This is a genomic window from Carnobacterium sp. TMP28 (assembly GCF_047553015.1).
Lineage (GTDB): Bacteria > Bacillota > Bacilli > Lactobacillales > Carnobacteriaceae > Carnobacterium_A.
This window is the reverse complement of the sequence record NZ_CP180212.1, coordinates 1,847,284-1,867,428: the sequence shown is the minus strand read 5'-3', so window position 1 is coordinate 1,867,428 and position 20,145 is coordinate 1,847,284. Positions and strand designations below refer to the sequence as shown.

23 protein-coding genes are annotated in these 20,145 nt (G+C 34.2%); 20 read left to right on the top strand and 3 right to left on the bottom strand.

The genetic code is table 11. The features are described from left to right. Positions 1–8 precede the first annotated feature (8 nt). The gene (locus tag ACMHYH_RS08945; protein ID WP_414839059.1) at positions 9–506 is read right to left on the bottom strand and encodes a PTS sugar transporter subunit IIA; all 498 of its coding nucleotides are present in this window, start codon (positions 504–506) and stop codon (positions 9–11) included. Between the two features lie 345 nt (positions 507–851). On the opposite strand from ACMHYH_RS08945, the gene ACMHYH_RS08940 reads away from it, so the two are divergent. From ACMHYH_RS08940 to ACMHYH_RS08915, 6 genes are all read left to right on the top strand, one after another. After that, complete coding sequence (locus ACMHYH_RS08940; RefSeq protein WP_414839058.1) at positions 852–1,640, top strand: DeoR/GlpR family DNA-binding transcription regulator; 789 nt, start codon at positions 852–854, stop codon at positions 1,638–1,640. Continuing rightward, positions 1,637–2,065, top strand: a complete 429-nt coding sequence (gene lacA, locus ACMHYH_RS08935) for a galactose-6-phosphate isomerase subunit LacA (RefSeq protein WP_414839057.1) — start codon at positions 1,637–1,639, stop codon at positions 2,063–2,065. The genes ACMHYH_RS08940 and lacA overlap by 4 nt, the downstream gene beginning before the upstream one ends. 37 nt (positions 2,066–2,102) lie before the next feature. Further along, positions 2,103–2,618 (top strand): galactose-6-phosphate isomerase subunit LacB, encoded by a 516-nt coding sequence (gene lacB / locus ACMHYH_RS08930; RefSeq protein WP_414839056.1) that lies wholly within the window; start codon positions 2,103–2,105, stop codon positions 2,616–2,618. 18 nt (positions 2,619–2,636) lie between these two features. Beyond that, entirely contained in the window at positions 2,637–3,584 is a 948-nt protein-coding gene (locus ACMHYH_RS08925; RefSeq protein ID WP_414839055.1) for a hexose kinase, read from the top strand. An 18-nt stretch (positions 3,585–3,602) separates the two neighbouring features. Next, entirely contained in the window at positions 3,603–4,583 is a 981-nt protein-coding gene (gene lacD, locus ACMHYH_RS08920) for a tagatose-bisphosphate aldolase (RefSeq protein WP_414839054.1), read from the top strand. A gap of 98 nt (positions 4,584–4,681) precedes the next feature. Continuing rightward, positions 4,682–5,356: a DUF4867 family protein gene (locus ACMHYH_RS08915; RefSeq protein ID WP_414839053.1), complete on the top strand. Its 675-nt coding sequence runs from the start codon at positions 4,682–4,684 to the stop codon at positions 5,354–5,356. Between the two features lie 60 nt (positions 5,357–5,416). On the opposite strand, the gene ACMHYH_RS08910 is transcribed toward ACMHYH_RS08915, so the two are convergent. Then, positions 5,417–6,307, bottom strand: coding sequence for an aldose 1-epimerase family protein (locus tag ACMHYH_RS08910; protein ID WP_414839052.1), 891 nt, complete (start codon positions 6,305–6,307; stop codon positions 5,417–5,419). A 399-nt stretch (positions 6,308–6,706) separates the two neighbouring features. On the opposite strand from ACMHYH_RS08910, the gene ACMHYH_RS08905 reads away from it, so the two are divergent. The 14 genes from ACMHYH_RS08905 to ACMHYH_RS08840 all read left to right on the top strand — a co-directional run bounded on the left by ACMHYH_RS08905 (position 6,707) and on the right by ACMHYH_RS08840 (position 18,850). After that, the gene (locus ACMHYH_RS08905) at positions 6,707–7,348 is read left to right on the top strand and encodes a hypothetical protein (protein ID WP_414839051.1); all 642 of its coding nucleotides are present in this window, start codon (positions 6,707–6,709) and stop codon (positions 7,346–7,348) included. Then, positions 7,291–8,070, top strand: coding sequence for a cytochrome c biogenesis CcdA family protein (locus ACMHYH_RS08900; RefSeq protein WP_414839050.1), 780 nt, complete (start codon positions 7,291–7,293; stop codon positions 8,068–8,070). Before ACMHYH_RS08905 ends, ACMHYH_RS08900 begins: the two co-directional genes overlap by 58 nt. A gap of 17 nt (positions 8,071–8,087) precedes the next feature. Next, positions 8,088–8,666, top strand: a complete 579-nt coding sequence (locus tag ACMHYH_RS08895) for a TlpA family protein disulfide reductase (RefSeq protein WP_414839049.1) — start codon at positions 8,088–8,090, stop codon at positions 8,664–8,666. A gap of 28 nt (positions 8,667–8,694) precedes the next feature. Further along, positions 8,695–9,024: a thioredoxin family protein gene (locus tag ACMHYH_RS08890; protein WP_414839048.1), complete on the top strand. Its 330-nt coding sequence runs from the start codon at positions 8,695–8,697 to the stop codon at positions 9,022–9,024. 601 nt (positions 9,025–9,625) lie between these two features. Then, positions 9,626–10,351, top strand: a complete 726-nt coding sequence (locus tag ACMHYH_RS08885) for an EAL domain-containing protein (RefSeq protein WP_414839047.1) — start codon at positions 9,626–9,628, stop codon at positions 10,349–10,351. A 98-nt stretch (positions 10,352–10,449) separates the two neighbouring features. Then, complete coding sequence (locus tag ACMHYH_RS08880; RefSeq protein WP_414839046.1) at positions 10,450–11,484, top strand: GGDEF domain-containing protein; 1,035 nt, start codon at positions 10,450–10,452, stop codon at positions 11,482–11,484. 268 nt (positions 11,485–11,752) lie between these two features. Continuing rightward, positions 11,753–12,058: a rhodanese-like domain-containing protein gene (locus tag ACMHYH_RS08875; protein WP_414839045.1), complete on the top strand. Its 306-nt coding sequence runs from the start codon at positions 11,753–11,755 to the stop codon at positions 12,056–12,058. Next, complete coding sequence (locus ACMHYH_RS08870) at positions 12,058–13,710, top strand: FAD-dependent oxidoreductase (protein ID WP_414839044.1); 1,653 nt, start codon at positions 12,058–12,060, stop codon at positions 13,708–13,710. The genes ACMHYH_RS08875 and ACMHYH_RS08870 overlap by 1 nt, the downstream gene beginning before the upstream one ends. Next, entirely contained in the window at positions 13,710–14,006 is a 297-nt protein-coding gene (locus ACMHYH_RS08865) for a rhodanese-like domain-containing protein (RefSeq protein WP_414839043.1), read from the top strand. Before ACMHYH_RS08870 ends, ACMHYH_RS08865 begins: the two co-directional genes overlap by 1 nt. 186 nt (positions 14,007–14,192) lie before the next feature. Then, positions 14,193–14,861: an ATP-binding cassette domain-containing protein gene (locus ACMHYH_RS08860; RefSeq protein WP_414839042.1), complete on the top strand. Its 669-nt coding sequence runs from the start codon at positions 14,193–14,195 to the stop codon at positions 14,859–14,861. After that, on the top strand, positions 14,842–15,600 hold the full coding sequence (locus tag ACMHYH_RS08855; RefSeq protein ID WP_414839041.1) for an ABC transporter permease: 759 nt from the start codon (positions 14,842–14,844) through the stop codon (positions 15,598–15,600). Before ACMHYH_RS08860 ends, ACMHYH_RS08855 begins: the two co-directional genes overlap by 20 nt. A gap of 235 nt (positions 15,601–15,835) precedes the next feature. Then, positions 15,836–16,762 carry an alpha/beta hydrolase gene (locus ACMHYH_RS08850; RefSeq protein ID WP_414839040.1) on the top strand — a complete coding sequence of 309 codons (927 nt, stop codon included), beginning with the start codon at positions 15,836–15,838 and terminating at the stop codon, positions 16,760–16,762. 28 nt (positions 16,763–16,790) lie between these two features. Further along, on the top strand, positions 16,791–18,188 hold the full coding sequence (locus tag ACMHYH_RS08845; protein ID WP_414839039.1) for an alcohol acetyltransferase: 1,398 nt from the start codon (positions 16,791–16,793) through the stop codon (positions 18,186–18,188). Next, on the top strand, positions 18,185–18,850 hold the full coding sequence (locus ACMHYH_RS08840) for a DUF6320 domain-containing protein (RefSeq protein ID WP_414839038.1): 666 nt from the start codon (positions 18,185–18,187) through the stop codon (positions 18,848–18,850). Before ACMHYH_RS08845 ends, ACMHYH_RS08840 begins: the two co-directional genes overlap by 4 nt. 90 nt (positions 18,851–18,940) lie before the next feature. Here ACMHYH_RS08840 and ACMHYH_RS08835 read toward each other — a convergent pair whose 3' ends face one another. Next, on the bottom strand, positions 18,941–19,933 hold the full coding sequence (locus tag ACMHYH_RS08835; RefSeq protein ID WP_414839037.1) for a hypothetical protein: 993 nt from the start codon (positions 19,931–19,933) through the stop codon (positions 18,941–18,943). Positions 19,934–20,145 lie beyond the last annotated feature (212 nt).

The window sequence follows — 20,145 nt, the reverse complement described above, 5'->3', positions numbered from 1 at the left end:
TGACACTATTAAAATTTTTCTTGTAAAAACTGATAAATTTTTTCTGTATCTGTATAGTTAAAAAATTCATTTAGTTGCTTTGGATCAACTGTGCTGATGAATCCCATAATATCAGATAAAATATTGGTTTGTGCTCCTGGATCATTGTTCAAAATCATAAATAGGAAACTAACTTCCAAAGTAGCAGAAGGATGAATCATATTGTTAAATGTTACCGGTGTCATTAATTTCACTGGAATAATACACCTAGTATTAACAAATTCACCTTCAGTATGAGGAATACCGATATTTGGTAAAGAAGGATTGACTACGAATAAATCCATTCCGGTAGGGAAAGATTCTTCTCTTTTAATCAAATTTTCTAAAAATGATTCTTTTACCAATCCTTTTTTTACTAATTGTTCAGCAACATCTTTAAAAACAGCTTCTTTAGATGTTTGTTCAGATAAGAAAATAGAATCAGGTAAAAATAACGGGTTAACGATATCTGAGTTTGTAGCTAACATAATGCTGACCTCCTGTTCGTTGATGATTGTTATTGTTTGTTTGTGTTCTACATTTCCTAGTATAACGTGAAAAAAACAAAAGTCAACGCTTTCTTTTCTGTTTCTTAATAGAAAAATAAAGAATAAGAAAAATAAATCACTATAAAAATTAGAGTGTCATATAGAAGGTTTATATAAAATAATGCTTTCAAAGCTTTTAAAACAAGTATTTGAGTAAAGATAATACAATAGGATTGCTAAGAGATGTTGACATTCGCTTGTATAAATGTTAGTTTATGTTTGTATTGATAAATAACCAACAAATAAACAGGTAGCAATGAATAAACAGATAGGAAGGAGAACAAAATGAAAAGAGATCGATTGCTGACTATTTTATCAGAAGTAAATAAAAGCGGTACCGTAAAGACAGCTGATTTGATAAAGAAATTACATGTATCTGATATGACCGTTCGAAGAGACTTAGATGAATTAGCTGAAAGTGGTAAAATTATACGCCTTCATGGTGGGGCACAGAGCATTAAGAGCAGTATTATCTATGAAGCTTCTCATGTTGAAAAGAGAGAAATTCATATAGAAGAAAAAAGAGAAGTTGCTCGAATTGCAGCTTCTGAAATAAAAAATGGCGAAACAATTTTTATTGGACCAGGAACAACCTTAGAACTTTTAGCAAGTTACATTCAAGTAGATTATTTAAGAGTCGTAACCAATAGTCTCCCTGTTTTTGAACTTTTTCAAAAAGAACGACCACAAATCGATCTTGTTTTAACAGGTGGGACTTTTCGACAACGTTCGGGAGCATTTGTTGGAGAGTTAACAAATGGGACAATTGAGAAGTTAAAGTTTAATCGAGCGTTTGTTGGTGTTAACGGCATAAGAAATGAAAGTATCATGACAGCAGATACTGAAGAAGGACAAACACAAAAGAAAGCGTTAAATAATGCTCAAATAAAATATATTTTGACAGACTACCATAAATTGAACAAAGATGATTTCTACCAGTTTTATAGTCTATATGATATTGACTATTTGATTACAAATCATCAATTATCTAAAGAAACGTTAACGCATTATGGAGAATACACTAAAGTAAAAACAACAGGAAATACAAGCAAACCAAAGGAGATTATAAAATGAAAATTGCATTAGGTTCAGATAAAAAAGGCTTTGAATTAAAAGAAACGATCAAACACTATCTTGAAGAACAAAAGTACACTATCGTGGATACGACAACAGAACCAGCTGAAGACTTCATTGAGTCTTCAACATTAGTTTCTAGTGCTGTATTAGAAGGCAAAGCAGATCGTGGCATTATGTTTGATGAATTTGGTGCTGGTTCATTTATGGCTAGCAATAAAATAAAAGGTATGATTACAGCTAACGTAACAGAAGAACGCACAGCACATATGACGACTGAGCATAATGGAGCAAAAGCTATCGCTCTAGGAGCTGGAGTTGTTGGGGTTGCATTGGCAAAAAGTATTGTGGATTCTTATTTAGGGATTGAATACGCTGGTGGACGTCACCAAGTTCGTGTAGATATGCTTGAAAAAATGATTTAAAAAATCCAATGAAAACTAATGAGGAGGAACAAGTAAAATGATTATTGCAATAGGAAACGATCATATCGTAACAGATGTAAAAATAACGATTTCCAACTATTTAAAAGAACAAGGACACGAAGTGATTGATGTAGGAGCTTATGATACAAGTCGAACACATTATCCAATTTTTGGTAAAAAAGTCGGCGAACTGGTTAGCAATAAAACAGCAGATAGAGGGATTGTTTTATGTGGGACAGGTGTTGGTATCACAGTGGCTGCGAATAAAAACGATGGTGTCCGTGCTGCATTAGTTAGCAATGCTGCAATCACTAAATACGTAACAGAAGAATTAAATGCAAATGTCATTGGCTTCGGTGGAACAACAGTCGGTAAATTTTTAGCTGAAGATATCGTTGCAACATTCTTAAGTACTGAGTACAAAGAAACAGCTGAAAATAAAAAATTAATTGAAAAAATTGATAACCTTGCACCAAAAAATGACGAACAACACAATCCAGAGTTCTTCAAAAAAGAGTTAGATTTATGGGATGAAGGCTATTACCACGATTAAGTAAAAGGAGCTGTACTGATGACTAAATCTATTCTAGCGATAACGATGAATCCATCTGTAGATATTTCGTATCCTTTAGAAACACTTCAGTTGAATAGCGTCAATAGAGTAACAGAAGTAACTAAGACGGCCGGTGGAAAAGGGTTAAACGTTGCAAGAGTGCTCCATCAACTTAAGTCTCCAGTTATTGCCTCTGGTGTTTTAGGAGGAACGATTGGTCAATTTATTGAAAAAAAATTAGATGAAACGAAGATCAAACACAACTTCATGCCAATTGATCAAGAATCACGTAATTGTATCGCTATTTTGCACGACGACATGCAACAAACAGAGATATTAGAAACAGGACCTCTATTAAATGAGCAAGACGAAGCTAATTTTTTAAGTCATTTTGCAAAAAATTTAGATGGGATATCGGTTGTCACAGTATCTGGCAGCTTGCCTAAAGGCCTAAGTACACAATTGTACGCAAAAATGATTGAGATTGCCTCTGTTAGAGAAATTCCCGTTCTGCTAGATAGCTCTGGTGAACCGTTGAAAGTTAGTCTATCTGGTAAACATAAGCCCTTTTTAATTAAGCCAAATCAAGAAGAAATCGCTCAACTGATAGAAAAACCAATCCGTGATTTAGTTGAATTACAAGAAGTTTTAGCAACAAATTCATTATTTAAAGGCGTAGAGTGGGTTGTCATTTCTTTAGGAGCTGATGGTGCACTTGTAAAGCACAATGAAGAGTTTTTCCGTTTAACCATTCCTAAAATTAATGTGGTTAATCCTGTTGGTTCAGGGGACTCAACGGTGGCTGGACTGGCTAGTGCCATTGCAGCTGACGCAGACGATGTTGAGGTGATGAAGACAGGCATGACAACAGGCATGTTAAATACGATAGAAAAACAAACAGGTTTTATCAATAATGAGTTATTTAATGAGTATTATCAAAAAGTTTTGTTAAAAAAATTAAACTAAAAGGATGGATGAGACAGCATGACACCAAATAAATTAGCAGCTCTTAAAGCATTATCAAACGAAAGAGGCGTAATCGCAGCATTAGCAATTGATCAACGTGGTTCACTTAAAAAAATGTTAGGTGCAGCAGCAAACAAACCCGCTAACGAAGAAGATATCGTTGAATTTAAAAAAGTGATTTCTTCAGAATTAACACCTTATTCGACTTCTATTTTATTAGATCCAGAATATGGTTTACCTGCATCAAAATTACGTGCAGATGGAACAGGTCTACTAGTAGCTTACGAAAAAACAGGTTACGATGCTACTGAACCAGGTCGTTTACCAGACTTACTGGAAGAATGGTCTGTATACCGCTTGAAAGAAGCTGGCGCAGATGCTATTAAATTCCTATTGTATTATGATATTGATGAAGACCAAAAAATCAATGAGTACAAACACGTTTACATGGAAAGACTTGGATCAGAATGTGCAGCAGAAGACATTCCATTCTTCTTGGAATTAGTTTCTTATGATGCAAAAAATGCTGATGCTAAGAGCCCGGAATACGCTAAAGTAAAACCTCATAAAGTAAATGAAATGATGAAAGAATTCTCTAAACCTCAATACAAAGTAGACGTATTGAAAGTTGAAGTACCGGTAAACATGGCTTATGTTGAAGGATACAACGGAGATAACGAAGTTGTTTACACTAAAGAGGAAGCAAAAAACTATTTCGTTGAGCAAACGAAAGCAACAGATTTGCCATTTATTTTCTTGAGTGCAGGTGTCTCTGCTAAGATGTTCCAAGATACATTAACATTTGCTCATTCAGCAGGTTCTCAATTCAACGGTGTGTTATGTGGCCGTGCAACTTGGGCTAATGGAATAGAAGTATTTGCTAGAGATGGCGAAGAAGCTGGTAAAGAGTGGATGAACACAGTTGGTAAGAAAAATATTGAAGAGTTAAACGCTGTTATTGCTGAAACAGCTGTACCTTATTTCGACAAAATTAAATAAAGAGTAATTCAATAAAAGATAACGAAACTTTAAGAGCTACTAGGACCCACGTGGACTTAGTAGCTCTTAAAGATATTTTTTTGAAAAGGATGAAAAATATGAAAAAAATAGACGCTGTTCGCAAAGAAAATCAAAAATATACGATTTATGATGTAACGAGTTCAGAATTTAAATCATATGGTCGTGTACTTGAAGGGTACGATATAACAGGAATAAAGGAATATGCAGAAAAGAACATTGCTATTCCTGAAGAAGGCAATATCTATTCTCCATCCAATAATGAATTGGAAGCATTCAAAATCATTAAAGAAATAAAAGCAGATGTTTACGCAGGTCTTCCCGTCGAAGCGGGTGAATGTGCGGGTAACAACACCTCATTTTCAGCATATGAATACCATCAGGGAAGCGAAGTAAATATTGTTTTAACAGACGTTTTAATGGTATTAGGTAAAAGAGAACAAGTGGTAGATGGTGTTTTTAATGCGCAAGAAGACGCGAAGATTTTTTATGTTCCAGCAGGTACTTTAATTGAGATGTATGGTGCTACGCTTCACTACAGCCCTTGTGTGGTAGATGAACTTGGATTCAAGGTGATTGTTATCTTAATTAAAGGCTCAAATGAACCCTTTGAAGGAGAATTCAAGACCCAAAACAAAGAAATTGTTAAAACAAATAAATTTCAATTGGTACATGAAACGAGAAAAGATAAAATAGCAGAAGGCATTAAAGTTGGGTTGGTTGGCGAATTAATCGTTCTTAAACCGATTCATTAACAAGCTAGACAAAAAAGCCAAGACAGTTGTCTTGGCTTTTTTGCCTAGAAAAGATAGCGTTTATTCAAACGTCATTGAAAAGTGCAATTTTTTAGTATCTAAAGGAGCTAAAATACAATTGCCTTTTTTATCATACAAATCGCCTACTTTACCAACTTGATCAGGTAATCCATAAAATGGTTCAATGCATAAGAAAGGTGCTTGTTTGTTTTCAACGGTCCATAGGGTTAAGTAAGGGAACTCGCTAACTTCTAGTGTAATACTATGCTTAGAAAGAGGACTAGATAAAGTAACACGTGCAATATCTTCGTCGATAATGATTAAACCGTTGTCAAAGGTTGGGTAGTCTAATTCCAACACATTCTCTTTTGTTAAAGCTAACGGTTTATTATTTCCTGTAATAAATGGGAACGGTCCATCGTCAATGTTTAAAACGCTAATAGAATTTTTTAAAGCTGGCTCGAAAGCTAACTGATAATCTGAAAAGGTGCCATTATGATTTAAAGGGACATTAAATCCAGGGTGAGCACCTAAAGCAAAAGGTAACTTAATTGTTTCGCTGAGATTTTCAACGCTATAGTGGACAGTAAGATTTTTTCCTTCTAATAGATAGGTGATTTGTAAGTTAAAATCAAAAGGATACATTTTTTTAGTCTGTTCATTTGCTGATAAAGAAAACAATGCTTGTTTGTCACTTTGGCTGACAAGTTCAAAGTCAAACTCTCTAGCAAAGCCGTGTTGACTCATTGTGTACTCTTTTTCTTCGATAGTATAAGTATCTTCATTTAATTTACCGATAATAGGAAATAAAACAGGAGCCTGTCTTCCCCAATACTGGCTGTCTCCAGTCCAAAGGTAGTCAAAAGCATCTAGTTTAGTATAAACTTTGGCAAGCTCGGCACCTTTTTCTTTGATATGAATAGTTAAATACTCATTTTCAATCGTAATCATTTAAACTCCTCCTTAGTTAGTACATCAAATAAATAGCATCTTGATTGAACAACCTGTCATGATAGTAAACTTAGACTAGCTTATTAAACAGTAAGCAGCATCTAGTATCTTGGTCTAAATTATTCAGTTTTTTCTTTTGGATACGCTCACAATTGGATGATAGGGTTGAAAAAATTAAGAGACTACTCAATAAAAGTTATCATTAAAAACAAACAAAGTCAAACAAATAAAAACAAAGGAAAACAAAATTGAGAATGAAAAACAATTGGAAGAGCTGAGGAATAAGAGTTAGCTATTGAAGAGAGAATAAGTTAAAGGGCTTTACATGTAATACCCCTATCCGTATAATGGTGTAACAGTATCTAAAAGAATTAAAAAGAATGTAAAGGAGTTTTAGATGTGTTGAACTTATTTTCTAATCCAGTTTTCGTTCCTTTGCTTTTGGTTAGTACAGGAATTGGATTGTGGTGGCTATTGACCTCCTTAGCAGTAAATGAAAAGAAAGAAACGCTAAATCGTTTCGTTGATAAAGTAGTTTATTTTTTAGTGATTGCCTTTGTTGGGAACGGATTCGTTCATTTTTTTGATATTATTGCGCTACCTTATCGTGCATTAATCTTGTCAACCACAGCCATATCTGCTAGCTTTCTTTTAGTGCTAGCGTATAGCTCTTACCGTTTTTTGAAAAAGGAAAAAATAGAACAAAAAATAGTAGTGGCTATTTTTCAGTTGGTATCTTTATTGGGAATCATTAACCACATTTATTATTACTTCTTATATAAGAGTCCTTTAATGGTTGGATTGATTTTATTATTTTCTGGTTTACTCTTGTTGTCTTCTACTATACCCTTAGGGGGAGACAGTTGGATAATCGCAGGTGGCTTATTAGGCACTATTTTTCATCTTTTAATAACAAGAAGCCAATCTGTTTTGTATTTTGGTTTTGTTGTTACCCCAGAACTACTTGGTTTTATAGCAATTGAATGGATCGTAGTCTTAGTCCTATTATTAAGGAGGCAAAAACAATCGAAACGGACATAACATTATGGGTAGCTTTTGGTGCAGGAGTTTTATCTTTTTTATCTCCATGTACACTTCCGCTATTGCCGTTATACATTTCCTATATCACAGGGAAAAATATTCAAGAAGTAAAAGAGAACAAATCATTTAAATTTAAAAAGAATGTCTTATTGCACTCTTTAGTGTTCCTATCAGGCGTATCGGTTGTTTATATTAGTCTTGGTTTAGGAATGAGTTACTTGGGAGATGCCTTTAGTCAGTTGATGACTGGTTCAATCAGTCTGCTGTTGCAGCGATTTGCTGGTTTATTAATTATTTTTATGGGGCTTTTAACTACAGGACTCCTTAAAGTTCCTGCTTTGTTAGGAGATTATCGGTTTTTGAAAGCCAATAAGTCGGTTAGTTTTTCTTCTACATTTTTAGTAGGCTTAGGCTTTGCTGCAGGTTGGACGCCTTGTATCGGACCAATCTTTTCTTCTATCTTATTATTAGGAACAGCAGTCGGTTCTCCGCCGCTACTTTATCTAGTGATGTATGTTGTTGGTTTTTCATTGCCTTTTTTACTGGTTTCTTTCTTTATAACTAAATTAAAGAATATCTTGAAATACAGTGATTTAATTATGAAAATTGGTGGAGTCGTTTTAATTTTACTAGGTATATTGCTTTTGACAGGTACCTTAGAAAGTATATCTGAATGGGTAGCTCGTTTATTAGAAGGAACAAAATTTGAACTGTTAGGATAAATGAGGGGGACAGAAAAGTGAAAAAAATAATTTGGGCTATTTTAGGACTGGTACTTATTTTTGTTCTTGTTGATTTTGGCTATGACTTTGTCCAAGAGAGAAAAGATGAAAAACAAGCTGCTTCAGATGCTAGAATACAACAAGAAGAAAGCCAATCAGAACAAGTCCTTGAAGAAGGCAATAACTCAGGGCAATTAGCTTATGAATTTGAAGCAGAAGATATGGCTGGCAATATGGTGAAGCTCTCGGATTATCGCGGAAAGAAAGTCTTCTTAAACTTTTGGGCAAGTTGGTGTCCTCCTTGTAAAGTAGAGATGCCACACCTAAAAGAATTTTCCGAAACACAAGAAGACGTCGTTGTATTAGGCGTGAATGTGACTACATCAGAAACAGATCTTGCAAATGCTCAGCTATTTTTAGACGAATTTGATGTTGATTACCCAAATGTTTATGGCACGCAAAAAATGTTTAATTTATACCGCGTCCAATCCTTGCCAACATCTTATATTATTGATAGTCAAGGAATTATCCAAGAGAGAATCGTAGGCCCAGTAACGAAAGATATCTTAACAACAAAATTTGATTTAATTAAGTAACGAATAGCAATCAGGGAGAAGGTAGAGTATGAATACATTTCCACAAGCTAAATCATTAAAAGAAATTTTAGCGTTTATTGAAGAACACCGCTTTTCATTTGTTTATATCTCGAGAGAAAATTGTAGTGTGTGTCATTCCGTTCAACCGCAAGTCCAAGAAATGCTCAAGGAGTTCCCAACGATTCACCCCATTCAAGTGAGCGCAGATGATGTTCCAGAAGTAGCAGGCCAATTCACAGTCTTTACAGTTCCGGCACTCCTGCTTTTCGTAGAAGGAAAAGAAACAATCAGAGAAGCTCGTTTTGTAGTAATGGATGAGTTGTATGATAAGTTTACACGTGTTGTTGAAAATCATTAAATAGTAAGAAAACAAAAGCTCTCTCAAAAATTATTTTTTGGAGGGCTTTTTATAATGGAATAGATCTATTGAGAATGAGTAAATGTTTAAATGTGAACAAGTTTGACAAATTCTAAAAATAATAAATTAAAATAGTTACTATTATTGGGATTTGGATAAGTGATATGATATAAATAACAAAAGTAACTTGATATATTAGATAAAAAAAGGAGGCCTAAGTAAAAAACCATCTATTTAATCGTCGTTCTAGACGTATTAAGTGGTATAATAGACATAAGTATGTATAATATAAAGTTTAAGAACGGATCATTTATCTGAAAACAACAAATACGACAGATTTAGTCTATTTAATGTATTTAAATGATTGAAGAAACTAGCTAAATCATCAATCAAACATTTAATTTTAAGTTAAAAAGTAAGCGGAACCTAAAAAAGTAGTAAAAAAATTAGTTTAATCTAATGAACTCGTTTAACCACAGTACAATTGATTTATTTGACTCTATTTTGACTGAAAGATTAAAATGAAAATAAATGAAAGTTAGAATTAAGATTAAGATTAACCAATAATAGCCGATTTATATAGTAGAAAAGGAGGTTTTATATGGATGTCTTTCAGCTCCATTTTCAGCCAAAAGTAAACGTGCAAAATGATCAAGTTCTTGGTTACGAGGTTTTATTGAGAAATACCCAACACTACCCCTGTTATCCTGCTTCTGATATGGAGGATATTATTAATAATCAACAAAAACATGCTCTTTTTTTAACTTGGTTTCAAAAAGAACTGACAGAGACAGTGAGGTTGTACCCAAAGTTAAATTTTTCTATTAATTTAGCTCCAAAGCAGCTGTTATATAGAGAAACACATCTTTTCTTGAGTGCAATGCAGCCATTTAAAAAGCAGTTAATTATAGAAATAACAGAAGCACCCGTACTTTTTGTTGAAACAGCTCATTTTTCAAACGTAAAAATGATTGATAGTTATTTAGACTGTGCTCTTTCATCAATAAAGGAAAAGGGATACAGTCTTTCTTTAGATGATGTGGGCTCCGGGCGAAATTCATTAGAACAAGTTTTAAAATATGTTAAACACATCAGTCAAATAAAATTTTCGTTAGTAAAATATGCCCATAAAGGGATGGATGATGAAACAACTAAACTTTTTTTAAAAGCTTGGAAAAATTTCGCAGAAAGCTACCAATTAGAATTGGTAATAGAAGGTATTGAAGATCAGTTGACTAGTAATGCTTTCAAAGAGCAAGGCATTCTTCTCCAACAAGGTTATCACTTTGGTAAACCATCAAAGAGTTTCAAATCTGAGAGTTATTAATAAAAGTAGAATAATGTAAGCAAGCTAAAGGATAGGAGGGTACTAAAATAACAAAATTAATTTTTCTGAGTACGATCGCTAATCTTTCTGTTATTAGTATGATGTCTTATTTAGGCATTAAACTCATTCCTAATGAGAGAAATTTTATTTTAAATAAACAACAGAAAATATCGATTTTCTTATTTGCGGGATTAACAAGCTTTATTGTGATGTCTTTTTCTGTAAATTTACCAGAGAATATGAAAGTTGATTTGAGACATATTATTATTATATTTTTAGTTCATTATTTTGGTCCTGCCTTTTCTATTCCAATAACTATTTTTGTTTCAATCTTGCGATTATATTGGGGAGTTAATCAAGCTTCTGTTCTATCTGCAACGGCTTACATTTTAATAGGGATTGTATTGCCGATTCTATATAATTATCTGCCTACCTTTATTAATAAATACATAACGTTGCTACTATTTAATACGATTTTTGTAATAACATCTGGTTTTAATGCTTATTATTTAACCGGAAATATTTTGTTTAGTCTGAACACATTCTTTTTGCTTTGGTTAGTCTCTACTATAGTTATTGTTTTAGAAAAATTATTTGTTGATGATATGATACGAAGCCGACAGATGTATTTAAGTGAAAAAGAATATGCAAAAAGAGATTATTTGACAGGCTTATTAAATATGCGAGAGTTCAATAAACAGTGGCAATTAATTCAAAAAAATAAAAATTATTATAATACTGCATTTTTAATGTTAGATATTGATCATTTTAAATTAATTAACGATACTTACGGACACCCAAATGGTAATTTAGTTTTACAGCAGTTAGCGATGATTTTGAGAATAAATGCTCCAGATACTGAGCAGATTTACCGTATAGGTGGAGAAGAATTTTGTCTTATTATAACTAATTATACAGTTAGCGAATTAAATAATTTAGCTGAAAAAATCAGATCAGATGTTGCTTTAAAGCCGTTTAAACTTGAAGAAGACAATAGTGTGGATGTGACTGTTTCGATAGGGTTAGCTTCAACTGGAAATAAAGATTTAAAGAAATTATATCGTCTAGCAGATCGTTGTTTGTATCAAGCTAAGGATCAGGGTAGGAACAAAGTAGTTGCTACGTCGACTTAACATTAAACTTTGTAAAGAGTCCACTAAATTTTTAAACTAAAAAGTAGGGAAAAAAGATTGAGCATTTGTGCTTAATCTTTTTTTTGAGCTAAAAAGCTTTACAAAAAATACCCTTGTAGGTATAATATTGATACGGTCAAGGGTATAGGACTAAAAAGCAAGCAGACTGAATTCAAGAGTATAGTAAAAAATGATTAACAAGACTTTAGTCATAGTTATCTTTGAACAAAATTCACTAAGTAATAAGATAAAAATTAGGAGGAATACTATGTTTTTTAAAAAAGTACCATCTATTTCTACAAAAGAGTTAGAAAGTAAATTAGTAGAGAAACCACAAATTATTGATGTTCGTGAGCCTCATGAATTTAAGGCTGGACATATTTCAGGTGCTAAAAATATCCCACTTGGGAAAGTTGCAAATCATACTACAAAAGGAACGACTTATGTTGTATGTCAATCTGGAATGCGCAGTAAGAGAGCAACCAAACAATTATTAGCTAAAGGACAAGATGTTGTGAACGTACGTGGCGGAATGTCAAGTTGGACAGGTTCTGTCAGAGGAGGAAAATTGTAATGAAAATTGTTATTATTGGTGGAGTAGCCGGTGGAATGTCTGCGGCAACAAGATTAAGACGCTTAAACGAAACAGCAGAAATTATTGTATTAGAAAAAGGACCATACGTATCCTTCGCTAACTGTGGTTTGCCTTATTACATTGCAGGTGAGATAGAAGAAAGAAGCGACTTATTGGTTCAGACACCAGAACAATTGCACGCACGTTTTGGATTAGATGTACGCCCTAATAGTGAAGCGATGCTTATCGATTCTGATAAAAAAGAAGTTGAAGTAAAGTCTGAAAAAGGAACGTATACGTTATCTTATGATAAATTAATTCTTTCTCCTGGTTCTAAAGCTTTTATACCACCAGCTGAAGGGCTAGCTGAAGCTGAAAATGTCTTCACTTTACGTTCTGTACCAGATGTAGATAAGATTATGAATCACGTAGAAAAACTTAATCCTAAAAAAGCAGTGGTTATTGGAGCTGGTTTTATTGGTTTAGAAATGGCGGAAAGCTTAGTTAATCGTGGTATTCATGTTACGATTATTGAGAAAGCACCGCACGTATTGCCACCTTTTGATGAAGAAATGGCTGCCTTTTTAACAAAAGAACTAGAAAGAAATGGCGTTAAATTGCATACCAATCTTGCAGCAAGTGCTTTTAAAGAAAAAGGTCGAATAGTCGTATTGGAAAATGGTGAAGAACTAGAAAGTGACTTAACATTAATGTCTGTAGGTGTTATTCCAGAGACAACTGTTGCAAAAACAGCGAATATTCAAACAGGTATTCGTGGTGGAATAGTGGTGGATTCAACTTACGAAACAAGTGTTAAAGATATTTATGCTGTTGGTGATGCTATTATTGTTAAACAACAAATTACTGGTGAAGACACAATGATTGCGCTAGCCTCACCTGCTAACCGTCAAGGCAGACAAGTTGCTGACGTTATTAGTGGGTTAAATAGAAAGAACAAAGGCAGTATCGGTACAGCAATTGTGCGTGTATTTGACGTAGTAGCTGCATCAACAGGTTTAAATGAGCGCCAATTGAAACAAAGTGGTTTAGACTATGCTGTTGTTCATGTGCAAGGTAAAAATCATGCAGGTTACTACCCTAATGCGAGCACTATTTTATTGAAACTTTTATTTAATGCTACTACTGGTAAAATTTATGGAGCACAATCCATTGGAGAAGATGGTGTAGATAAGAGAATTGATATCATTGCAACAGCGATTAAAGGTGAATTGACAGTTGAAGATTTACCAGAATTAGAATTCACATATGCTCCACCATTTGGTTCAGCTAAAGATCCAGTCAATATGGCAGGGTATGCAGCAGTGAACATGATGGAAGGTTTATCTGAATCTGTTCAGTGGCACGAATTAGAACGTATGCAAGAAGACGGTTGGTTGTTATTAGACGTGCGAACAGAAAGCGAAGTAGCAACGGACGGTAGATTAAAAGACGCTCTAACTATTCCATTAGATGACTTACGTGAGCGCTTGAGTGAATTACCAAAAGAACAACCCATTATTGTTAGTTGTCAAAGTGGCTTACGCAGCTACATTGCAGAACGAATCTTAAAGCAAAACGGATTTACTGCTAAAAACTTAGATGGTGCTTTTGCACTTTATTCTGTAGTAAATTCACAAAAGGTGGTTAACTAATGTATCAATCTATTTCAATGCCAGAATTCGAACAAGAGTGGAAAAAAACAACGCGTTCTTTAGTTGATGTTCGCGAGTTAGACGAATGGGAAAATGGTCATGTTGAAGGAGCTATTCATTTGCCCCTCAGTGATTTTCCAGACTTAAAAGGTAGACTTGAAAAGGGAAAAGAGTATTTTGTTATGTGCCATTCAGGTGGACGTTCTGCTATGGCCTGTCAATATCTAGCTAAAGATGGATTTACTGTTACAAATGTCATGGGTGGTATTTCTGCATGGAGAGGCGACGTTGTCTAAGGATCTTTGACAAGCACCGCTAATCAATAAAAGATTAAACCCAATCAATTAAACAACTGTAGCAAAAAGCAAAGAGACAAATTTATTTGTTTCTTTGCTTTCATACTTGCTATAATAGAAGTTGCTCCTTACCAGAGCAACTTTTTGTATTTTTTAAGCAAATTTTTTTAAAAAAGGAGACTACTTATGTATGAGCCGATAATTGAATTGAACCACGTAAGTTTTAAAGTAGCAGATAAATTAATTTTGAATGATGTCAACTTTTCAGTAGACAAAGGCGAGTTTGTAACAATCACTGGACCTTCTGGAAGTGGCAAAAGTACGTTACTAAAAATAATAGCTTCTATGCTTTCTCAAACAGCGGGAACCATTCAGTATAAAGGGAAAAAGATTGAAGAGTATGATCCGATTGACTACCGTAAAGAAGTATCTTATGGGTTTCAAACCGCTGTATTATTTGGGAAAACAGTAAAAGATAATTTGGTTTTTCCATACGAAATTAGGCAAAAATTATTCGATCAAGATAAAGCAATTGGTTACTTAGAAAAAGTAGGCTTGGATGAGACTTATTTGACAAAAAATATTAATGATTTGTCGGGTGGAGAAAAACAACGGATTGCCTTGATACGCAATGTCTTAATTTTACCAGAAGTTCTTTTATTGGATGAAGTTACTAGTGCATTGGATGAAGAAAATAAAAAAATAATTGGTCACTTTATCGAAGAAATGAATCAAACCGAGCAAGTTACCGTTTTGTGGGTGACACACAACCCTAGCGAAGTAGCGGAATCAGATCGAGTGATATCTATTATTAACGGAGGAGTGGAAGAAAAAAATGGACTTGAGCATCAATAATACCTCGTTGGTTTTTGCAATGGGACTAGTTTTAGTGGCCTTAGCAATTGTTTATCGAGAAAAATTAGATCTAGGAAAAGATATTATTATTGGCGTTATTAGAGCGGTTATTCAATTGGTTATCGTTGGGTATATTCTGGGTTATGTTTTCAAATTAGACAATAACATTATTACGTTCACAATGGTATTGGTTATTATTTTTAATGCTTCTTATAATGCTGGCAAAAGAAGTCAAGGACTTCCGAATGCTTTTAAAATCTCTTTTATTGCTATTTTAACAGCGACATCATTGACTTTAGTAATCTTGTTGTTGTCTGGCTCACTTGTTTTCAAACCGTCTCAAATTGTCCCTATTACAGGTATGATTGCGAGTAATTCAATGATTGCTATTGGCATTAGTTACCGGAATTTAAACGGGAAATTTGCTGATCAAAGGCAACAAGTTCTGGAGAAACTAGCTTTAGGAGCAGACTTAAAGCAAGCCTCTATCTCTATTGTCAGAGACAGTATTAAAGCGGGCATGTCACCCACGATTGATTCTGCCAAGACGGTTGGACTAGTTAGTTTACCAGGTATGATGTCAGGTTTAATGTTTGCTGGAGTCGATCCAACACATGCGATAAAATATCAAATCATGGTAACCTTTATGCTGCTTTCTACAACGAGTATAGCCTCTGTCATTGCGAGTTACATGGCGTATAAGAATTTTTATAATGAGCAAAAACAATTGATTGGGTAAGGATATTAAGTATAGTTACTAGACTTGTTAAACATTTAGAAATAAAATACAAAAGAACGTTCACGAACACAACTAGTGTGGTGAACTTTTTTTGTTATAAAATGAAAGTAAAAAAGATAGGTCGATTGAGCATACTAGTCTAGCTGATTAAAAGACTGTATACTAACAATAAAGGCAACAGATAGAAATCAAGCATGCTAAAGTAGTTAGGAAATAATAGATAAGAGGCGAAAAAATGAATCCAATCGTTAAACTAGCTTTAAAATTAGTGTCTTCTCCAAAAATAAATATGGAAGAAGATTATTTATGGATTCGAAAGGTTCAGCGTTTTTTTTCAGGAAAACCGATTCGCTCAAATTATCGAATTTTAGACCGGAAAATTTATTCAGCAGATAAAAGTCACGATATTCCGGTACGTATTTTTCAGCCAGTAGAAAAGAAATCAGACGATGTTTTATTATTTTTTCACGGTGGTGGATGGGTAATCGGAGATATCAATACGTATACAAAGCCATGTATAAATATGGCGGACTTAACTGGAAGAACCGTTTATTCAGTGGATTACCGTCTAGCACCTGAGTATCCTTATCCAGCTGGATTGGAGGATTGTTACCGTGTTGCAGACGCGATGTTAGATAATTTATCGTTAATTGGTTTAACAAGTGCATCTCAATTAACCTTAATTGGCGATTCAGCTGGTGGAAACTTGGCAGCTGCTGTCTCTTTGTTGCTACGAGACAACCGAAAAGATCATCCACAAAAACAAATTTTACTTTATCCTGTTGCATACTGGGATCATACGGAAAACTCTCCTTATGAGTCGATTAGAACAAAGGGGACAGATTATGGATTAACTGCAAAAAAAGTGAGTGAATATATGGATTTGTATCAACCAGATGAAGAGAAAAGGAAAAGTCCCTATATTTCTCCATTGATGGCATCCGATCTTACCAGACAACCGGACACATTAGTTCTGACATCTGAAAATGACCCTTTGCGAGACGAAGGTGAGGCATATGCGAAAGCACTAGAAAATGCTGGGAATAGGGTACGTGTTCACCGAGTTAAAGAAAGTGTTCATGGTTTTATTACGTATCCTAAACTCTCAAAGTTAGTGGTAGAGGCTTATCAGCAGATAAATGACTTTTTAGACGAGAAGTAGGAAATACGAAGGAAAAGGAGGAAATACGATGAAACGAAAAACCTGGGTACGACTGGATAATGCTTCTAATATCTTTTTAGCTGCGATGACGAACAGAGATACAAAGGTTTTTCGTTTAACAGCAGAAATGACCAGCTTTGTTGAGGCTAAACTGTTGCAAAAAGCACTAGATAAAACTTATGAACAATACTTGCTTTACCATAGTGTATTAAGACGAGGAGTTTTTTGGTATTATTTAGTGATGAGCGATCTAAAGCCTAAAGTGGTAGCAGAAACCTTGCCACCCTGTTCTCCACTGTATCATTTTGACCAAAAAGATCTATTGTTTAGAGTCATTTATCAAGAAAATCGTATTCATTTAGAAGTATTCCATGTGCTATCAGATGGAATAGGTGCCATGTGGTTTTTTGAGGATCTCATTAAAGAGTACGTTTATCTACGGGTGCATGAGATTGCTGAAAATAAGTGGGAAAAAACACCGCTTCAGATAGAACAACAGTTGGAAGATAGTTTTAATCAACATTTCCGTCAAGAAGGTCAAAATACTTTTAGTAATGCTGCTCGATCAGCTTTCTTTTCTGTCGTCAAAACAAGTAAGCGAGCAGGTAAAGTGGTTGTAAAGTATAGCAAGAAAACATCCTCTTGGTTTGGTTCATCTGCGAGCATAGAATCAAATAAAAAACATGTCTATCAAATAAAAAATAAAAAAACGCCAGATAACCGTCCTCGAGTGGTGGACTTGAGTGTCCCATTAAAAGAAACACTCCAATTGGCTAAAGAACAACAAGTCTCTTTAACCATTTATCTGATTGCTTTATTTTTTGAATCTATTAGAAAAGCTGAAACAAATTTTAAACAAACGGATACAATTGCTATATCTGTTCCAGTCAATTTACGACAGTTTTATCAGTCAAATTCTGCTCGTAATTTCTTTAGTACAGTTTTATTAGAATATACTTACGGAGGAGAAGAAGAGGAGTTTAATCATCTTTGTATGAGTTTAAGTGAACAGTTGCATGACCATCTGGAACCGGAAAGATTGTCACAGCGACTAAGTAAATTAATTAAAGCAGAACACCATCCAATTGCACGAATTTCGCTTCGTCCCTTTAAAGATATGATTCTAAAATTGATTAATCGACAAAATAATCGAAAGGTAACGGTTGCGATGTCTAATTTGGGACAATTTGCGTTACCATACCCGATTAATACCTATATTAAACAAGTTTATTTTAAAACATCAGCCGTTAGACCTCAATTTTGTATGATTAGTTATGAGGATAGCTTAACGATTAGTTTTACATCGCCTTTTATTGATGTAGCTATTCAAAAAGAATTTAGTCGTTTTTTGAGTGAAGCGGGCTTGCCAGTGAGTATTGCGGTTAATCAAGTGACGACTGCTGAGTTAGGGGAGGAGAGCGGATGAGTGAGTGTTTGGCGTGTCAGGCAACTATTGAAGGTGTCTGGGAAAACTGTCCGTTATGTGGTCAAGAACTTGAGCAAGAGGCTATAACAGTCCAATCCAACCCTTATCCACCTATTCCGTTACGCTACAATAGAAAAAGAGTCTTGAGTTTATTAATGATTTTTACAATAATAATAGGGTTACTCTTTATAGGAATAGAAGAAATTTGGCTAGATCAAAATCAAGGACTAAAATTAGCCGTACTTGGTATCGTGAGTTTGTGGACAGTGGTTTATACTTTGATTAGAAAAAGGAGAAACACGGCTAAAAGTATCCTCTACTTATTGATTATTGTTTCAGTAATTAGCATTTATTTAGACTATTCACTAGAGTGGAATGGTTGGTCAACAACGTATGTGATTCCAGTTATTTGCATCTTTGCTGACCTAGCGCTAACGATTTCAATGAAACTTATTTTTTCAAAAGTAGGAGACTACATTCTTTACCTATTGATCGTGGTCATTTTAGGCTTTTTTCCAGCGTTATTTCTTTTCCTTAACTGGACGACTAATCCTATTCCGTCACTATTATCCACCATTATCAGTGCGATCATGTTCGTGGTTTTATTTGTTTCTCACAAAAAAATTATTATGTGTGAGTGGGAAAAACGAATGCAAATTTAGATTTTATTAGTGAATGACTTAAAATGAGTACACCATAAAAATAGCCTTCAAACTCTTACCAGGAAAATGATGTAAGAGAGAAGGCTATTTTTATTTTTTAGGTTTTTTTGGATAAAATAAGGAAGTGTTTTCAGCAACAGCGGCAAATAGTCCAAAACCGATACCTAGAATAGGAAAAATCATCCAACCTGGCGACCATGTTTGGAACAATAAACCTGAAATAACGTAGATTCCTATAGCAAGTGGAAAAATAATGTTAGCCACGTTAGTTGTTAACCGTTCACTAGCAACTTTTTTTGGAGCGTAGTCGCCAATTGAAAGCAATTTATCGTATGTTGCATAGATAATACCGAAAAATATGAAAAGAAAGAAGCCAATAGAAACAAAGCTGAGTAAAAAGATGAGCGGCCAAAGTGGAGTTGATTGAACAAAAAGTAAAGACAGTAAAAGGAAAACAACTCCTACAATACAAAAGAGGATTCCTGTGGTGATTCCTTTTGTAAATTGTGGTTGGTACTCTTTTTTTTCTTGAGCTAACTCAGACTGCGTTAGAGAATCAACTGAGATCGTTTTTCCTTCTAAATCAAACGCTTGTTCTTTCATTCCAAAAGTAACGAATAAGCTAAGAGCAAGAGCGCTTAAAAGTAAAACTGGAATCAAAGAAAATAAAATCAGTTGCATAGAATCTAAAGAAGAAAAGAAAGGGAGAAAAGAGGCTGTTGCTTGAATGAGTAAAGAGAATACGGCAGAGAACAATATAAGTGAGATACCGCTAGCGATAGCCAAACTAAACCTTGAACGATGAGTTTTAAACGCTTCAACTTCAGCTTTTGACCAACTAAGTGTTGTTTCGTCAACCTCAGATCCTTCAGTAGATAAGTTTAGTTTAGTAAAGTAGCTATCTAGGTCGCCAAATTCAGCTAGAACGTTCGCTGTAGCCTGTTGTTGACCTTGATCTTTAGTAATTAATTGTACGTATCTTTTTTCCATATCTGATAACATTTTTTGTTTTAATTTAATCATCTCTGGATTTTGTGGCAATTGTTCAAAAATAGAATTGACGTAATTTATGATGATAAACATAACTCATTCTCCTTTCTTCTATAGATAAATGTACGATTTTTTGAATAAAACTCGCCAACAATCTTGAATAACTAAGAATCTAATCAAATTTTCTTTAAAAAAGACGACTATCTACTTTGCACAGGTCCTCTTTAAGTAGCTAGTAACGGTTGGCCCATTTTCTATAACATACAGCTTTAGTAGACACATTCACTTTAACAGTAAAAAATTAA